Annotated in this window: 12 protein-coding genes; 7 read left to right on the top strand and 5 right to left on the bottom strand. The window is 44.7% G+C overall.

Annotated features, from left to right (window positions below; translation table 11 throughout):
* Window positions 1-36 precede the first annotated feature (36 nt).
* Window positions 37-813: a histidinol-phosphatase gene (gene hisN, locus AB2J24_RS09520; protein WP_367385301.1), complete on the top strand. Its 777-nt coding sequence runs from the start codon at window positions 37-39 to the stop codon at window positions 811-813.
* A 12-nt stretch (window positions 814-825) separates the two neighbouring features.
* Here the strand turns inward: hisN and galU are convergent, their stop codons facing one another.
* A complete protein-coding gene (galU, locus tag AB2J24_RS09525) occupies window positions 826-1,701 on the bottom strand; it encodes a UTP--glucose-1-phosphate uridylyltransferase GalU (protein WP_367385302.1) in 876 nt (291 codons plus the stop codon).
* Window positions 1,702-1,892: 191 nt separating this feature from the next.
* Here galU and AB2J24_RS09530 point away from each other — a divergent pair, with 191 nt between their 5' ends.
* Together AB2J24_RS09530 and AB2J24_RS09535 are read left to right on the top strand one after the other, a co-directional pair.
* The gene (locus tag AB2J24_RS09530) at window positions 1,893-3,122 is read left to right on the top strand and encodes a lytic murein transglycosylase (protein ID WP_420883643.1); all 1,230 of its coding nucleotides are present in this window, start codon (window positions 1,893-1,895) and stop codon (window positions 3,120-3,122) included.
* Window positions 3,123-3,148: 26 nt separating this feature from the next.
* Window positions 3,149-4,354 carry a DUF459 domain-containing protein gene (locus AB2J24_RS09535; protein WP_367385304.1) on the top strand — a complete coding sequence of 402 codons (1,206 nt, stop codon included), beginning with the start codon at window positions 3,149-3,151 and terminating at the stop codon, window positions 4,352-4,354.
* A gap of 43 nt (window positions 4,355-4,397) precedes the next feature.
* On the opposite strand, the gene AB2J24_RS09540 is transcribed toward AB2J24_RS09535, so the two are convergent.
* From AB2J24_RS09540 to gltB, 3 genes are read right to left on the bottom strand one after another with little or no spacing between them, the layout of a single operon-like run.
* A complete protein-coding gene (locus AB2J24_RS09540; RefSeq protein WP_367385305.1) occupies window positions 4,398-5,852 on the bottom strand; it encodes a glutamate synthase subunit beta in 1,455 nt (484 codons plus the stop codon).
* Between the two features lie 11 nt (window positions 5,853-5,863).
* The gene (locus AB2J24_RS09545; RefSeq protein ID WP_367385306.1) at window positions 5,864-6,190 is read right to left on the bottom strand and encodes a heavy metal-binding domain-containing protein; all 327 of its coding nucleotides are present in this window, start codon (window positions 6,188-6,190) and stop codon (window positions 5,864-5,866) included.
* A gap of 1 nt (window position 6,191) precedes the next feature.
* Window positions 6,192-10,847: a glutamate synthase large subunit gene (gene gltB / locus AB2J24_RS09550; RefSeq protein WP_367385382.1), complete on the bottom strand. Its 4,656-nt coding sequence runs from the start codon at window positions 10,845-10,847 to the stop codon at window positions 6,192-6,194.
* Window positions 10,848-11,543: 696 nt separating this feature from the next.
* Between gltB and AB2J24_RS09555 the strand changes: the two genes are divergently transcribed.
* Genes AB2J24_RS09555 through AB2J24_RS09570 form a run of 4 tightly spaced genes read left to right on the top strand, consistent with a single transcriptional unit; the run spans window position 11,544 to window position 14,186 of the window.
* A complete protein-coding gene (locus tag AB2J24_RS09555) occupies window positions 11,544-11,846 on the top strand; it encodes a DUF2282 domain-containing protein (protein WP_162653100.1) in 303 nt (100 codons plus the stop codon).
* A gap of 42 nt (window positions 11,847-11,888) precedes the next feature.
* Window positions 11,889-12,812, top strand: coding sequence for a DUF692 domain-containing protein (locus AB2J24_RS09560; protein ID WP_162653099.1), 924 nt, complete (start codon window positions 11,889-11,891; stop codon window positions 12,810-12,812).
* A complete protein-coding gene (locus tag AB2J24_RS09565) occupies window positions 12,796-13,587 on the top strand; it encodes a DNA-binding domain-containing protein (protein ID WP_367385307.1) in 792 nt (263 codons plus the stop codon). The genes AB2J24_RS09560 and AB2J24_RS09565 overlap by 17 nt, the downstream gene beginning before the upstream one ends.
* 32 nt (window positions 13,588-13,619) lie before the next feature.
* Window positions 13,620-14,186: a DoxX family protein gene (locus AB2J24_RS09570; protein WP_162653097.1), complete on the top strand. Its 567-nt coding sequence runs from the start codon at window positions 13,620-13,622 to the stop codon at window positions 14,184-14,186.
* Between the two features lie 116 nt (window positions 14,187-14,302).
* On the opposite strand, the gene AB2J24_RS09575 is transcribed toward AB2J24_RS09570, so the two are convergent.
* The gene (locus AB2J24_RS09575) at window positions 14,303-14,791 is read right to left on the bottom strand and encodes an Hsp20 family protein (protein ID WP_162653096.1); all 489 of its coding nucleotides are present in this window, start codon (window positions 14,789-14,791) and stop codon (window positions 14,303-14,305) included.
* Window positions 14,792-14,944: the final 153 nt, after the last annotated feature.

Below are 14,944 nucleotides of genomic sequence, written 5' to 3' on the forward strand. Positions count from 1 at the left end.
AATTACCCCCAACTAAAGCAAAATTCGGATAGTGAGATGTTACCAAATCGTAATTTTTTTGAAAGCTTAGCAAATGCAGCTGCTGAGCAAACACTTCCCCGTTTCAGACGTAACATAAGTATCGAGAACAAACTCACGTCAGGCTTTGATCCTGTGACTGAGGCTGATAAGTCATGTGAGCGAGCCATTCGAGCTATCATCGAAGCTGAATTTCCAGAGCATGGGATTTTAGGGGAGGAGGAAGAGCCTACTAATTTAGATAGTGAATATGTATGGGTAATTGATCCCATAGACGGAACCAGAGCGTTTATCACCGGTTTACCTGTTTGGGGAACATTAATTGGTTTGTATCAAAATGGTCGAGCTGTTGCGGGAATGATGGATCAGCCATTTACTGGCGAACGTTACCTAGCCGACGAGGGTGGTGCGGTTTTAAAAATGCGCGATGGCGTTCAAATGGATCTTAAAACAAGTCGCAACAGCGACCTTGGTAGAGCCAATATTTTTACCACCTCACCCTACTTGCATGAAGGGGTAAATGAGGTGCGTTACGATGCTTTGGAAAACGAAGTAAACTTAGCAAGATATGGCTGCGACTGTTATGCTTTTGCAATGGTGGCTCTGGGTACGGCAGACATCGCGATAGAATCGGATCTAAAGCCCTATGATATAGGCGGCCTAATTTCACTTGTTGAGCAAGCCGGTGGTGTCGTCTCAACTTGGGGAGGGGACCGCCCGGAAATGGGCGGAGATATTATTGCATCTGCAAACTCTGAACTTCACGCTAAAGCTCTAGAAATTTTGAACAGGTAACTATCGTTTGTTTTATTTAGTTAAGTTGCGAATCTCGTTGATCACATCTGGCCTAATGTCATCGCGTTCCATAGCATAAGCGATGTTGGCTAGAATGAAGCCTTTTTTTGTACCGCAATCATACGTATTACCTTGGAAACGATAGCCAAAAAAATCTTGCTTTGCAGCCAGCTTCAGCATTCCATCCGTTAATTGGATTTCATTACCTGCACCGCGTTCTTGTGTTGCCAAAATATCAAATATTTCAGGTTGAAGGATGTATCGGCCATTAATAAAAAGGTTTGATGGTTCTGAGCCACGTGCAGGTTTTTCGACCATGTCGGTGATTTCAAACCCGCCTTCAACGTCTTTACCTATGCCGACGACGCCATATTTATGTGCGTCTTCCATGGCAACTTCCTCAACAGAAATGATGTTTCCACCCGATTGGTTGTATACATCCATCATTCCTGACAGACAGCCGCGTTCATCTTGCATAACCATGTCAGGCAGCAGCAATGCGAACGGATCGTTCCCAACAATATCGCGCGCGCACCAAACAGCATGGCCTAGGCCCAAAGGTTCTTGTTGGCGCGTAAAACTTGTTGACCCGGCTTTGGGTTGAATAGAGTTCAACATTTCAAGCTCTGCGGTTTTCCCCCTGTTTCTGAGCGTGTCATTGAGCTCATATTGAATGTCGAAATAGTCTTCGATAACTCCCTTACTTCGACCTGTTACAAAGATGATATGTTCGATCCCTGCTGAGATAGCTTCATCAACAATATATTGAAGTACGGGTTTATCTACGATGTTGAGCATCTCCTTAGGAACAGCCTTTGTCCCTGGGAGAAACCTTGTTCCCAACCCAGCAACTGGAAGAACGGCTTTCTTTACTGGCTTGATACTCATTTGACTATTCCTAACTGCAAGTGATTGAAAACGACCAACTCAATCGGTTCTTAACGTGAAAAACCTAACGAAAAGGCAACACCTTGGTTTCAACGATATTCATGGTAAAAATTAGTATAATTTGATTCGCTTGTCATATGGACTTGTTACATGGATTTGGATTTTCATTGAGCGTTAAACTTACAGAGAAGATGAACATTATGCCGTTTCTTCAAAGAACCATCATCATCGGAATTACTGCTTCATCCATATTATGGAGTATGGAAGCATCTGCAGATACAAAATTTAGAGGGTGGCTTAATAGTTTTTGCGCCGGTGCGGCTAAGCAGGGCGTGCAGAAATCTACGTGTAAGAGTGCCTTTGCCGGACTTAAGTCACCTGACCCTAGAGTATTAAAGCGCGCACGATTTCAACCTGAATTTCGGACTAAAGTTTGGGATTATGTTGATAGCCACGTCAATCCTTACAGTATAGGCGAGGGGCTTAAAAAAAAGAAACAGCATGCGTCAGTACTACAAGCGCTGGAGGATCATTTCGGTGTCGATAAACACGTAATGCTCGCCATTTGGTCTATGGAAACGAATTACGGTGCTCTTTTGGAGAAAAAAGACAAGCTGTTTAATGCTCCCCATGCTTTAGCTACATTAGCTTATGCCGATAAGAAGCGTTCAAAATATGCGCGACGACAATTAATATCTGCCCTAAAAATTATTCAAAATGGTAATATTGGCCCCAATGATATGTATGGGTCTTGGGCTGGTGCTCTCGGTCAAACTCAGTTTATTCCAACAAGTTATGATATCTTTGCTTACGATGCTGATGGGGATGGAAAAAAGGACATTTGGCGATCTGTACCGGATGCATTGGCATCTGCTGCTAATCTCTTGAAAAAAAATGGATGGCGCTCTGGTCGTACATGGGGGTATGAAGTTAAAGCTCCAAGGTCCGGTAATAAATATAACGGCCAAACTAAAACTTTATCCCAATGGAGCAAAATCGGATTTAAACGTGTTGGCGGGCGTGCATTTCCGCGTGGAGACGAGCGGGCAGAACTTAAATATCTGGCCGGCTCTGATGGACCCGCTTTTTTGATGGTTCGAAACTTCTTTGTTATCAAAAAATACAATAATGCAAATAGTTATGCGCTTTCTGTCGGCCTTCTAGCTGATAGATTATCAGGTGCAAAAAAAATGGTGCAGCGTTGGCCGCGGCCAGTCGGCGCACTTAATGTCGATGAAAAGGTTTTGTTGCAAAAAGGCTTATTCAAGTTGGGTCTCTATAAAGGTGAATTTGATGGCAATATCGGATCTGGTTCGAGGGCTGCAATTGCAAAGTTTCAAAAGAAGTTCAGACTCCCTGTTGATGAAAAACCATCGCAAAACCTTCTAAAAGCTGTTAAGAAGAGAGCTAGAATAAAGTAAGATTGTAATTCAAGGTGCAGATCAAAGTGGGACAGCTACCAAAACAGATTGTATATGTTCTGGTGTTTATGTTGGGACTTTCAGTGATAAGTGTGTCACTGGATATCCTTCAAATTGAAGTGCATGCGCAAACCAAAACCAAAAAGAAGAGCAAATCCATTTTACAATTTCTCTTTGGAAAAAAAGAGAAAAAAGTCGTGAAGAAAAAAACACGCACAAAAAAGCGACGAAAGAAAAGTGGCGGTAGCGCAAGCACTTCGACAGCGGTGCTTCAGAAATCAGAAGACGCTCAGGTCTTACTCGTCATGGGCGACTTTATGGCAAGCGGGATCGCCGATGGTTTAAAAACAGCCTATCAAAAAGTACCTGGAGTTATTGTTTCCAAGAAGACCAGTGGTTCATCTACAATCGTGAGACCTGATTACTATAACTGGCCAGTGAAATCAGTGGAATGGATCACAGAATTTAAGCCAAATACAGTGGTCTTCAATATAGGTTCAAACGATAGACAGGATATGACGGTTAATGGGTTGACTGTTGAATTTGGTAAAGAGGATTGGTGGACGGAATACCGACGTCGTGTTTCTGAAATGGCTTCGACCATCCGCGCGCAAAATGTAAATTTGCTTTGGGTTGGCGTGCCGTCCTTTAAATATAAGAAAATGACAGCTGACATTTTAGCATTTAATGGCATATACCGAGAAGAAGTCGAAAAGGTTGGTGGCGTTTTTGTCGATATATGGGATGGGTTTGTGGATGTCGAAGGGAATTTTATTTACACGGGATCGGATATTAATGGGCAGCAAGTACGCTTGAGAAGTTCCGACGGAATTAATCTCACAACAGCCGGTAAGCGGAAAATTGCTTTTTATGTAGAGAAGCCTGCGAAGCGATTTTTGAGTACTAGCGCAGACCCATTTTTTAACCCGTATGATGGTCTAATCGCGTCGCCGTCTGCCACTTTGGAGCCGGTGCGAGATCCAAGACTGGCAACGAAGACTAAGGTCTATGCTTTCACGGACCCGGAGTTGGATGGTGGTGATATTATGCTGGGAGTTGATCAAAAGCTGCCTGATTTTAAAGAGAAATCCCCTCTTGACAAGCTTATTGAAACGGGTGTTGTCGTTTCTGCTCCGACTGGACGTGCTGATGATTTTGCATGGAAATTATCTCGCGATGAACCACTTAGATTAGATGCTCATTCAGCACCTAAAGATACGGCAAATAACTAAAAAGGCGCCACAAGATGACGCCTTTAATACATGTCACAATGTTTTAACGAGGCAAAACAGTCTCACCCATGAGTTCCAGATCAATTGCACGTGCTGCCTGACGACCTTCACGAATTGCCCAAACAACGAGTGATTGCCCGCGGCGAACATCGCCAGCCGCCCATAATTTATCGACAGAAGTTTTATAGTTCATCTCATCAGCCGTAACCGATTTTGAACCGCGGCGGTCGGCACCAATTTCCAGCGTGTCGCCAAGTTCTGAAAGAACACTATCTTCGTATGGACCACGGAAGCCAATGGCGATAAAGGCGAGATCAGCTTGAATAATGAATTCTGTACCGGCAATCGGTTTGCGGTTCTCATCAACTTTACAACATTTAACGCCGGTTAGAACGCCATCTTCTCCAACAAATTCCAAAGTCCCTACTTGGAATTCCCGCTCGGCACCTTCGGCCTGTGAAGAAGATGTGCGCATTTTTGTGGCCCAATAAGGCCATACAGCGAGCTTGTCTTCCATTTCAGGCGGTTGCGGGCGGATATCAAGCTGAGTAACTTTTACAGCGCCCTGACGAAATGCCGTCCCAACGCAGTCGGATGCCGTATCCCCGCCGCCAACGACAACGACATGTTTGGCTCCGGCTAATATCTCTTCGCTTTGCCAACCGTTACTTTGGATATCTTCTTCGCCAACACGTTTGTTTTGTTGCACAAGGTAAGGCATTGCATCGTGCACGCCGTTTAGTTCACCACCTGGAATACCTGACTCGCGGGGTGTTTCCGAACCGCCAGAATAAAGCACTGCATCATACTCGGCTTTTAGTTCTTCTACCGTTTTATCAACACCGATATTTGTGTTGTAGATGAAGGTAACGCCTTCGCCTTCCATCTGTTTAACACGGCGATCAATATAATGTTTTTCCATTTTAAAATCAGGGATGCCAAAGCGAAGCAGGCCGCCAGCCTTCGACTCACGCTCATAAAGATGAACGTCATGGCCAACACGACCTAATTGCTGTGCCGCTGCCATGCCTGCAGGACCTGAGCCAATGATCGCAACTTTTTTACCCGTCTTTTTCTCAGCAGGTTGTGGCGCGATATAGCCAGATTCGTATGCTTTATCGGCGATCGCATGTTCGATGGTTTTGATCGTAACAGGAATATCTTCAAGATTGAGCGTACATGCTTCCTCGCAGGGTGCGGGGCAAATACGTCCTGTAAAATCAGGGAAGTTATTGGTCGAATGCAAGTTCTTGATCGCCGAATCCCAATCATTGTTATAAACAAGATCATTCCAGTCTGGGATTTGGTTATTGATAGGACAGCCTGTTGAATCATGACAATAAGGCACACCACAATCCATGCAGCGCGCAGCTTGATCACGCAGTGCTTCATCGCTCATTGGAATAGAAAATTCTTTAAAATGGCGAATGCGATCTGAGGCAGGTTGATACTTCGCAGTACGACGATCAATCTCCAAAAAACCTGTAACTTTACCCATTATATTATTCCTTAATCCAAAATGACGGCGGTACCTGTTGCCGAAACCATTAAGAGTGATGAATTGCTGCCAGCGGAGATGTTTTCATAATCAATATCGATGCCGACAATTGCGTTTGCGCCCACTGCTCGAGCTTGCTCTTCCAGTTCCGAAAATGCGATCTCGCGAGCTTCACGGAGTGATTTTTCGTAAGCTCCTGAGCGACCACCTACAATATCTCGAATTCCAGCGAAAATATCGCGGAAGATGTTCGTGCCCAAAATGGCTTCTCCGGTTACCACGCCCTTATAGGCAGCAATATTATGACCCTCGACCGTATTTGTTGTTGTGATGATCATCCTATTCAGCCGCCACTTTTGAGTTTTCCATTTCCTGCAAGGCACGACGGTATTCAACCGGCATGACTTTACGGAATTTTGGACGATAATCTGACCAATTGTCGAGGATCGTTTGTGCGCGGGTTGAGCCGGTATAGTGAGCGTGATTTGTAATCAGTTGATACAGACGCTCTTCATCGTGTTTGGTCATATCACCAGAGACATCAACGCGGCCTTTATGGTCCAAATCACCACCATGATGATGCAGTTTCTCAAGCATGTCATCTTCTTCTGGAACGGGTTCAAGTTCAACCATTGCCATGTTGCAGCGGTTTGCAAAGTCACCTTCTTCATCCAGAACATAGGCAACACCGCCAGACATACCAGCTGCAAAGTTACGACCGGTTTGACCAATCACAACAACAAGACCGCCGGTCATATATTCACAACCGTGATCTCCCACGCCTTCAACAACCGCTATGGCCCCTGAGTTACGAACAGCAAATCGCTCTCCTGCAACACCTCGGAAATAGCATTCACCTTCGACAGCACCATAAAGAACCGTGTTGCCCACAATGATTGATTGTTCAGCGACAATGTTTGAATCATCAGATGGTTTAACAATGATGCGACCACCTGATAGGCCTTTGCCGACATAATCGTTGCCATCACCAGTCAGAGTAAAGGTCACGCCGCGCGCAAGGAACGCTCCAAATGATTGGCCAGCTGTGCCACTAAAATTGACTGAGATTGTGTTTGGTTTAAGACCCTTGTGACCATAACGCATAGCGACTTCACCAGATAACATTGCACCTGTTGAACGATCAACGTTTTTGATCTCTTCGTTGATTACCACCGCTTCTTTGTTCTCTAAAGCAGGTTTGGCTTGTTCAATTAATTTACGATCAAGAATGTCAACGATTGGGTGTTCTTGACGTTCGGTCCAGTAAATATCTTTGGGATCCGCTTCTGGTTTGAAAAACACATTTGTGAAATCAAGACCTTCTGCTTTCCAGCGCTCAACCAGTTTGTCTTTTTCAAGCAGTTGAGATTGACCAACAAGATCATCAAATTTAGTGAAGCCCATTTCAGCCATCAGTCCACGAATTTCTTCTGCAATGAAGAAGAAATAATTAATGACGTGTTCTGGCGCACCTTTGAAACGCTTACGCAAAACCGGATCTTGTGTCGCAACACCAACAGGGCAGGTGTTGAGGTGACATTTGCGCATCATAATACAGCCAGCTGCAACCAGTGGTGCAGTAGAGAGGCCAAATTCATCAGCACCCAAAAGTGCGCCAATAATGACATCACGTCCAGTTTTTAGACCGCCATCAACTTGTAGTGCGATGCGCGAACGTAGACCATTGAGCACCAATGTCTGGTGTGTTTCAGCAAGGCCAAGTTCCCAAGAGGAACCTGCATGTTTCAACGATGTGAGAGGCGATGCGCCTGTGCCGCCATCAAAACCAGAAACAGTGATGTGATCTGCACGTGCTTTAGCGACACCAGCAGCAACCGTTCCCACACCGACTTCTGACACGAGTTTAACCGAAATATCTGATGTTGGTTTCACATTTTTCAGATCGTAGATAAGCTGCGCTAAATCCTCGATGGAATAGATATCATGGTGTGGAGGAGGAGAAATCAGTCCAACGCCTGGTGTGGAATGACGCGTTTTTGCAATTGTCGCGTCCACTTTATGGCCTGGCAATTGTCCGCCTTCACCAGGTTTTGCACCTTGTGCTACTTTAATCTGGATCATATCTGAGTTTGCCAGATATTCAGTTGTGACACCAAAGCGACCGGATGCAACCTGCTTGATTGCTGAGCGCTCGGGATTTGGAGAACCATCCGCCAGGGGTTTGTAGCGATCAGGCTCTTCGCCGCCTTCGCCTGTATTGGATTTGCCGCCCAATTTATTCATAGCAACGGCAAGTGTTGAGTGAGCTTCACGGCTGATTGAACCGAAAGACATTGCACCTGTTGAGAAGCGTTTTACGATATCTGTTGCTGGTTCCACATCATCGATAGAAACTGGCTTACGGCCACTTTCTTCGGCAGTTTTTATTTTAAACAGGCCGCGAATTGCATTCATGCGCAATGATGATTCATTTATGATTTGCGCAAATTCATTGTAGCGATCTTGTGCATTACCGCGAACAGCATGTTGAAGTGCAATAACAGCGTCGGGTGACCAAGCGTGTTTTTCACCGCGCGTACGATAGCCATATTCACCGCCAACATCGAGGAAGTTGGTAAGAACGGGATCGTTGCTGAATGCTGAGTTGTGGCGCGTTACTGTTTCTGCAGCGATTTCTTTCAGGTTTACACCCTCAATCATGGTTGCTGTACCAGCAAAATAACGATCAACAAAGTCGGATGATAAGCCAACCGCGTCAAAAATTTGTGCGCCACAATATGATTGGTATGTCGAGATGCCCATTTTGGACATGACTTTCAAAATACCCTTGCCGATTGCTTTAATATAGCGCGTGACAACTTCATGCCTATCAACTTCTGGAGGGAATGCTCCCTTTTTATGCATGTCTTTCAGCGTGTCGAATGCAAGATATGGGTTGATGGCTTCTGCGCCAAAACCAGCCAAACAGCAGAAATGGTGAATTTCACGTGGTTCCCCAGTCTCAACCACGAGACCAACGGATGTGCGAAGGCCCTTGCGGATAAGGTGGTGATGCACAGCGGCCGTTGCCAGAAGAGCAGGGATCGCAATTTTATCTGGCCCGATACGCCGATCGGATAGAACAATGATATTGTAATTGCTCTTTACAGCTTCTTCCGCACGCTCGCAAAGCCGGATTAGTGCAGCATCCATGCCATCGGGACCCTCTGCGCTAGGGTAACACATGCCAAGTGTCTTGGTATCGAACCGATCATCCATATGGCCAATCGAGCGGATTTTCTCCAAGTCAGCATTGGTGAGAATTGGTTGGCGCACTTCAAGGCGCTTATTTTTTGATGCACCGTCATGATCCAAAATATTTGGACGTGGACCAATAAAAGAAACGAGGCTCATTACCAGCTCTTCGCGGATTGGATCAATCGGCGGATTGGTAACTTGCGCAAAATTCTGCTTGAAATATGTATAAAGCAGTTTGGATTTATCTGACATCGCGGAAATTGGCGTATCAGTTCCCATCGAACCAATAGCTTCCTGACCCGTTGTTGCCATTGGGGACATCAAGATTTTTGTGTCTTCTTGCGTATAACCAAATGCTTGTTGACGATCCAGTAATGTCACATCTTCACGTGGCGCGCGTGGTTCAACCGGATCAAGATCTTCAAGAATCAATTGTGTATTATTCAGCCATTCCTGATAGGGGTGCGATTTTGATAGTTGAGATTTAATCTCCTCATCAGAAATAATACGGCCCTCCGCCATATCAATGAGAAGCATTTTACCAGGCTGTAAACGCCATTTTTTAACAATATTCTTTTCTTCAACGGGCAGTACGCCAGCTTCTGATGCCATGATAATACGGTCATCATTGGTTACAATATAGCGGGCAGGGCGCAGACCATTGCGGTCGAGCGTTGCGCCAATCTGGCGACCATCGGTAAAGGCAACAGCGGCGGGGCCATCCCATGGTTCCATGAGAGCTGCATGATATTCATAAAACGCTCTGCGTTCTTCAGACATAAGAGCGTTACCGGACCAAGCTTCTGGGATCAGCATCATGACCGCATGTGCCATGGAATAGCCACCTTGGATCAAGAATTCCAAGGCATTATCAAAACAAGCTGTATCAGATTGGCCTTCATATGAGATTGGCCACATTTTTTCGATATCATCGCCAAAGAGTGGTGATGAAATTGACGCTTGACGCGCCGCCATCCAGTTAACATTGCCGCGCAATGTGTTGATCTCACCATTGTGCGCCACCATGCGATATGGATGTGAAAGGCGCCAAGATGGGAATGTGTTTGTTGAAAAGCGCTGATGAACAAGTGCAACCGCAGTTTCGAAACGGGGATCAGCCAAGTCTTTATAATATGCTCCTACCTGATAGGCGAGGAACATGCCTTTATAAACAATTGTGCGAGATGAGAATGAAACAGGATAGAATTCAGTAATACTGTTTTCAATCTTGCTTAAAATGCTATTGGAAGCGTGTTTACGCAAAGTATAAATCTGACGCTCATATTCGTCGTCATCAGTAATGGAAGCATCACGATCAACAAATATTTGAATATGGATTGGCTCAGTTGCTGCAATACTCGGATCTTTTGATAAAGAGGAATTATCTACGGGCACATCGCGGATTGCGATGAGATTAAAGCCTTCAGAAGATATAGTGTCTTTGATAATATCTAAAATCTGCTCACGAAGAGCTTTGTCTTGACCCAAGAAGTAATAGCCAACGCCATATTGTCCAGCATCTGGAAGCTCTATGCCATCTTTTGCGAGTTCTTCTTTGAAGAGATTGTGTGGAATCTGCATGAGCATACCCGCACCATCACCCATCAGCGGATCAGCGCCGACAGCGCCACGATGGGTGAGGTTCTCGAGCATGAACAGGCCGTCTTTAACGATCTGGTGTGACTTCACACCCTTCATATTGGCGACAAAGCCAACACCGCAGGCATCATGCTCGTTGCGCGGGTCGTACATGCCTTGTTTTTTGGGAAGACCAGGCGTGTAAACAGGTTTTCGCATCTGATCCGTATTGATCACGCGGTTTGACTGTACATTTTCGGATGGCGATTGTTTCGTCATCTTGGTCTCCTTTTGGCCCCCAATTGGGCGGTCATCCTTCGTTTCCGGCTCTCAGGTGGGCCAGATGAAATAATGTCGGCATTTTATAAAGTGCCACAAGATCAAATAGAGCAAGATCGTTTTGGAAACGACTATATCTGCCAAATCATCTTGTATGTGTCATTTGCTCGGCTCCGCTATCGGTCAAGATGGTGCGGTAACGAGGTTAGACTGGTATCATCACAAACGAATTATAATTTATTGTGACAATATTAGGACAGTAATACTGTCCTATTTAAGACCTCGTATGCCAGAATCTTAATTGAATATCAAGATCACTGTACGACTTTTATCGCGCCTGTGTATATTTGTCTAATGTACTATATATAATGTAGAAGTTCGAATTTGACTTTCTAACAAATATATTAGTCGATTTTTATGATCACTATAGCAACCCCAAAACAGGTAAGCCTTGAACCTGTTTGAGCTGTTTTAACCCAAGTTAGGGATCTTTCACTCGCGAAGTGATCACATCGAGTTGATCAAATCTAACGCGTGGTTGATTTCCATTTGATCAGTGGTTTGGGTAGAACTATATCTGTCGGGTCCGCTGGAGACCTTCAATCTTGATGATATATCATCCTAAGGAGAATTTATATGTCTAAGAAAATTATTGGTGCATCTGCACTTGCTGGCGCTGTTGCAATGGCTCTTTCTGGTGCAACTCTAGTTGCTTCTACAACTGGTGCACAAGCGGCTAAAGAAAAATGTTATGGCGTGTCACTTGCTGGCAAAAACGACTGTGCAGCCGGTCCTGGTACTTCATGCGCTGGTACATCTACAGTAGATTATCAAGGCAATGCTTGGAAAGCTGTTGAAGCTGGTACATGTGTTTCAATGTCAGTTGAAGGTGACCGTAAAGGTTCACTTGAGCCACTAACACGTGATCTTCCTGCTTAATTCTGTTAATTAAGTAGTATTTTGCAGTATAGGAGTTTTGAGATGTTGAATGCCACCCCCCGGCCTATCCCAGCTGATCGATCCTATCCTGTAGATAGTACAGTTCCCGCGCGAGCGGGGGCTGGGCTTAAAGGCCAGCATATTGATGATATTCTGGCCGATAAGTTTAAAATGGGCTTTTTTGAGGTTCATGCTGAAAATTATATGGGTGATGGCGGCATGCCGCACCGATCACTGACCAAAATTCGAGAAAATTTTCCGATCACAGTTCACGGTGTCGGACTTTCCATCGGGTCAGAAAAAGGTCTGGATGACATGCATATCGAACGGCTTGCGAAAGTCGTTGATCGTTATCAACCCGGTATTGTGTCTGAGCATTTAGCCTGGTCAACTCATGATACACACTACTATAATGATTTGCTTCCGGTTCCTTATGATAAAGAAACATTAGATCGCGTTGTCAATCATATCAGCCAAGTACAAGACCGTTTGAAACGTCCGATTTTGCTCGAAAATCCATCAACTTATGTCGCATTTTCGCAAAGTACGATGAGTGAGACCGACTTCATCACCGAGATTGCGCGACGTGCTGGTTGTGGATTGTTGCTTGATATTAATAATGTATTTGTATCGGCGACCAATCATAAATTTAGCCCTAAAGAATATCTTCGTAATTTCCCGCTTAGTCATGTTGGTGAAATACATCTGGCCGGTCACGCCGAGGATATAGATGATGATGGTGAAACATTACTGATTGATGCACATGATCGCCCTGTATCTGACGAGGTTTGGGGGCTTTATAAAGATGTTGTGACCCAAATGGGACCAATTCCTACTCTCGTCGAGTGGGACAATGATGTGCCTGACTGGCCAATTTTGCGCCGAGAAGCTAAACTAGCGGAAGCTATTTTAAACAATGTGCCAGAACATCCGTTGCTTGGAGATCGTCATGTCGCGGCTGAATGAGCTTGATGGTCTGTATTCGGTTTCGCAAAGTTTATTTTCCACACTTCTGTTAGATCCTGAAATACCTTGCCCTTCGGGTTTGGTAAGTCCGAGTGGGAAATCAGATCAGAAACGTTTTTCTGTCTATCGCAATAATGTTGTGGTCGGGCTCACGGGTGCACTTGCCGATATTTTCCCCGCTATTCAAAGGTTATTGGGCGAAGAGGCGTTTAAAAACCTGGCGCGAATTTATGTGGCCAATGAACCGCCAACATCACCATTGATGTTTGAATATGGTCATAGTTTCGCAAGTTTCGTTGAGTGTTTTGAACCGTTACAACAATATCCGTATCTAGCGGATGTTGCACGTATCGAACGGCTATGGCTCGATGCGTATCATGCGGCTGATAAAACGCCGCTCGCGCTAGATGTATTATCCAGTTTTCCACCCGAACAATTGGGTGATTTAACGTTTAGGCCGCACCCTGCAACAAGATTGCTTTCGAGCCAGTTTGCAGCTGTTTCAATTTTTTCGGCAAATAGGCAAGAACAATTTATGGAAGGTATTGATCCCTCGGTTGGCGAATCTTGCTTGATTACACGACCTGACACGGACGTGGACGTACGCCAAATACCGCAAAGTGCCAAAGTATTCTACGATAGTTTGGTTGCTGGTCGTACACTTGGAGATACTGCAAATGAAGCAGCTAGCTTAGATGAGGCATTTGACATAGCAATGGCTATATCTACCATGGTTGAATCCGGAATGTTCATTGAATGCGTTTTGGCTGAGTAAGCCAGTATTAATTACAATTAGGGGATGACAAAATGACAGGGTTAATAACGATGATACGAGGGCTAAATGATGCCGTGTTCGGATTTATCGAGAGAGTAACAGATGGCTGGTTTTTGGGTCTTGCTGCTCGTTTTGTGTTTGCTGCGGTCCTTTATTTTTATTATTTGAATTCCGCACTTACGAAAGTGGGTGAAGGCTTTCTGGGTTTCTTTCAAATATCAGACGGTGCCTACTTCCAAATAGCAGGGACAGCGGTCGAGGCCGCCGGATATGATCCTGCCGCCGTAGCTTTTTTCCCTTGGGGGTTGTTAGTGTTTGTCGGAACATATGCCGAGTTTATTTTGCCATTGTTGATTGTTGTTGGGCTATTCTCACGTGTGGCAGCAGCTGGTATGATTGGCTTTGTTATTGTCCAGTCATTAACCGATGTATATGCCCATCAAATAGGCGCGGAAAGCACTGGAAAGTTGTTTGACCGATTACCGGATAGCCTCATTCTTGATCAAAGACTTCTTTGGATATTTGTTCTTACAGTCATAGTGATAAAAGGTGGAGGAAAGATATCACTAGATCATCTGTTCTTCCGTTCTGCAAAATAGAACTTAAAAAAAATCTGTACAATAAAAATGGCGTCCTTGAGACGCCATTTTCGTTTTGCACTTCTGTGTTCTAGGGGAGGGACGAGACCACAGAAGCGCGATAGTGAACAGGTGATTTAGGCTTTTTTGCTTTCAATCTGCTTTGCTTTTGTTTGCTTTGCATTGGTGCCTGCAATCTCAATTTTACGAAGTTTTTTATCTTCCGGAACCTCACGAACAAGTTCGACATGAAGTAAACCATTTTTGAGGTTTGCACCTTGAATTTGTACATGTTCAGCGAGTTGGAAACGTCGCTCAAAGGCGCGAGTTGCGATACCACGGTGAAGGTAGGTTACATTCTTAGCTTCTTCGTTTTGTTCGCTTTCATCCTTCTTCTCACCCTTAATTGTCAGCGTATTTTCGCGTGCTTCAATGTCGAGGTCTTCCTCGGAAAAGCCAGCGACCGCCATTGTAATTGTATAGGCATCTTCGCTTGTGCGCTCGATATTATAAGGTGGGTAGGATGTTGTTTGTTGTTCAGGCTGTCCGAGGCTATCTAGCATCGTAAACAGACGATCAAATCCAACTGTTGAACGGTAAAAAGGTGAAAAATCTACATGACGCATTTGTGTTCTCCATTGAGCAACTATGTTTAGCGTTAAACAATTCATGGTCCCATTATTGGCGACCTGATTGCGGTTTATGTGACCCGATTATCGGCGTCTACGTTATATAGATGGGGAGCATAAATGATGTTTCAAGAGTATTATTTAAAATTT

This window comes from Lentilitoribacter sp. EG35 (assembly GCF_040784015.1).
In the GTDB taxonomy this organism is placed as follows: Bacteria; Pseudomonadota; Alphaproteobacteria; order Rhizobiales; family Rhizobiaceae; genus Lentilitoribacter.

What these genes read in the sequence shown, in the direction of transcription:
- hisN (WP_367385301.1), top strand. Translation starts at nt 37, where the DNA reads ATGTTACCAAATCGTAATTTTTTTGAAAGCTTAGCAAATGCAGCTGCT.
- galU (WP_367385302.1), bottom strand. Translation starts at nt 1,701, where the DNA reads ATGAGTATCAAGCCAGTAAAGAAAGCCGTTCTTCCAGTTGCTGGGTTG.
- AB2J24_RS09530 (WP_420883643.1), top strand. Translation starts at nt 1,893, where the DNA reads ATGAACATTATGCCGTTTCTTCAAAGAACCATCATCATCGGAATTACT.
- AB2J24_RS09540 (WP_367385305.1), bottom strand. Translation starts at nt 5,852, where the DNA reads ATGGGTAAAGTTACAGGTTTTTTGGAGATTGATCGTCGTACTGCGAAG.
- AB2J24_RS09545 (WP_367385306.1), bottom strand. Translation starts at nt 6,190, where the DNA reads ATGATCATCACAACAACAAATACGGTCGAGGGTCATAATATTGCTGCC.
- gltB (WP_367385382.1), bottom strand. Translation starts at nt 10,847, where the DNA reads ATGCGAAAACCTGTTTACACGCCTGGTCTTCCCAAAAAACAAGGCATG.
- AB2J24_RS09555 (WP_162653100.1), top strand. Translation starts at nt 11,544, where the DNA reads ATGTCTAAGAAAATTATTGGTGCATCTGCACTTGCTGGCGCTGTTGCA.
- AB2J24_RS09560 (WP_162653099.1), top strand. Translation starts at nt 11,889, where the DNA reads ATGTTGAATGCCACCCCCCGGCCTATCCCAGCTGATCGATCCTATCCT.
- AB2J24_RS09565 (WP_367385307.1), top strand. Translation starts at nt 12,796, where the DNA reads ATGTCGCGGCTGAATGAGCTTGATGGTCTGTATTCGGTTTCGCAAAGT.
- AB2J24_RS09570 (WP_162653097.1), top strand. Translation starts at nt 13,620, where the DNA reads ATGACAGGGTTAATAACGATGATACGAGGGCTAAATGATGCCGTGTTC.
- AB2J24_RS09575 (WP_162653096.1), bottom strand. Translation starts at nt 14,791, where the DNA reads ATGCGTCATGTAGATTTTTCACCTTTTTACCGTTCAACAGTTGGATTT.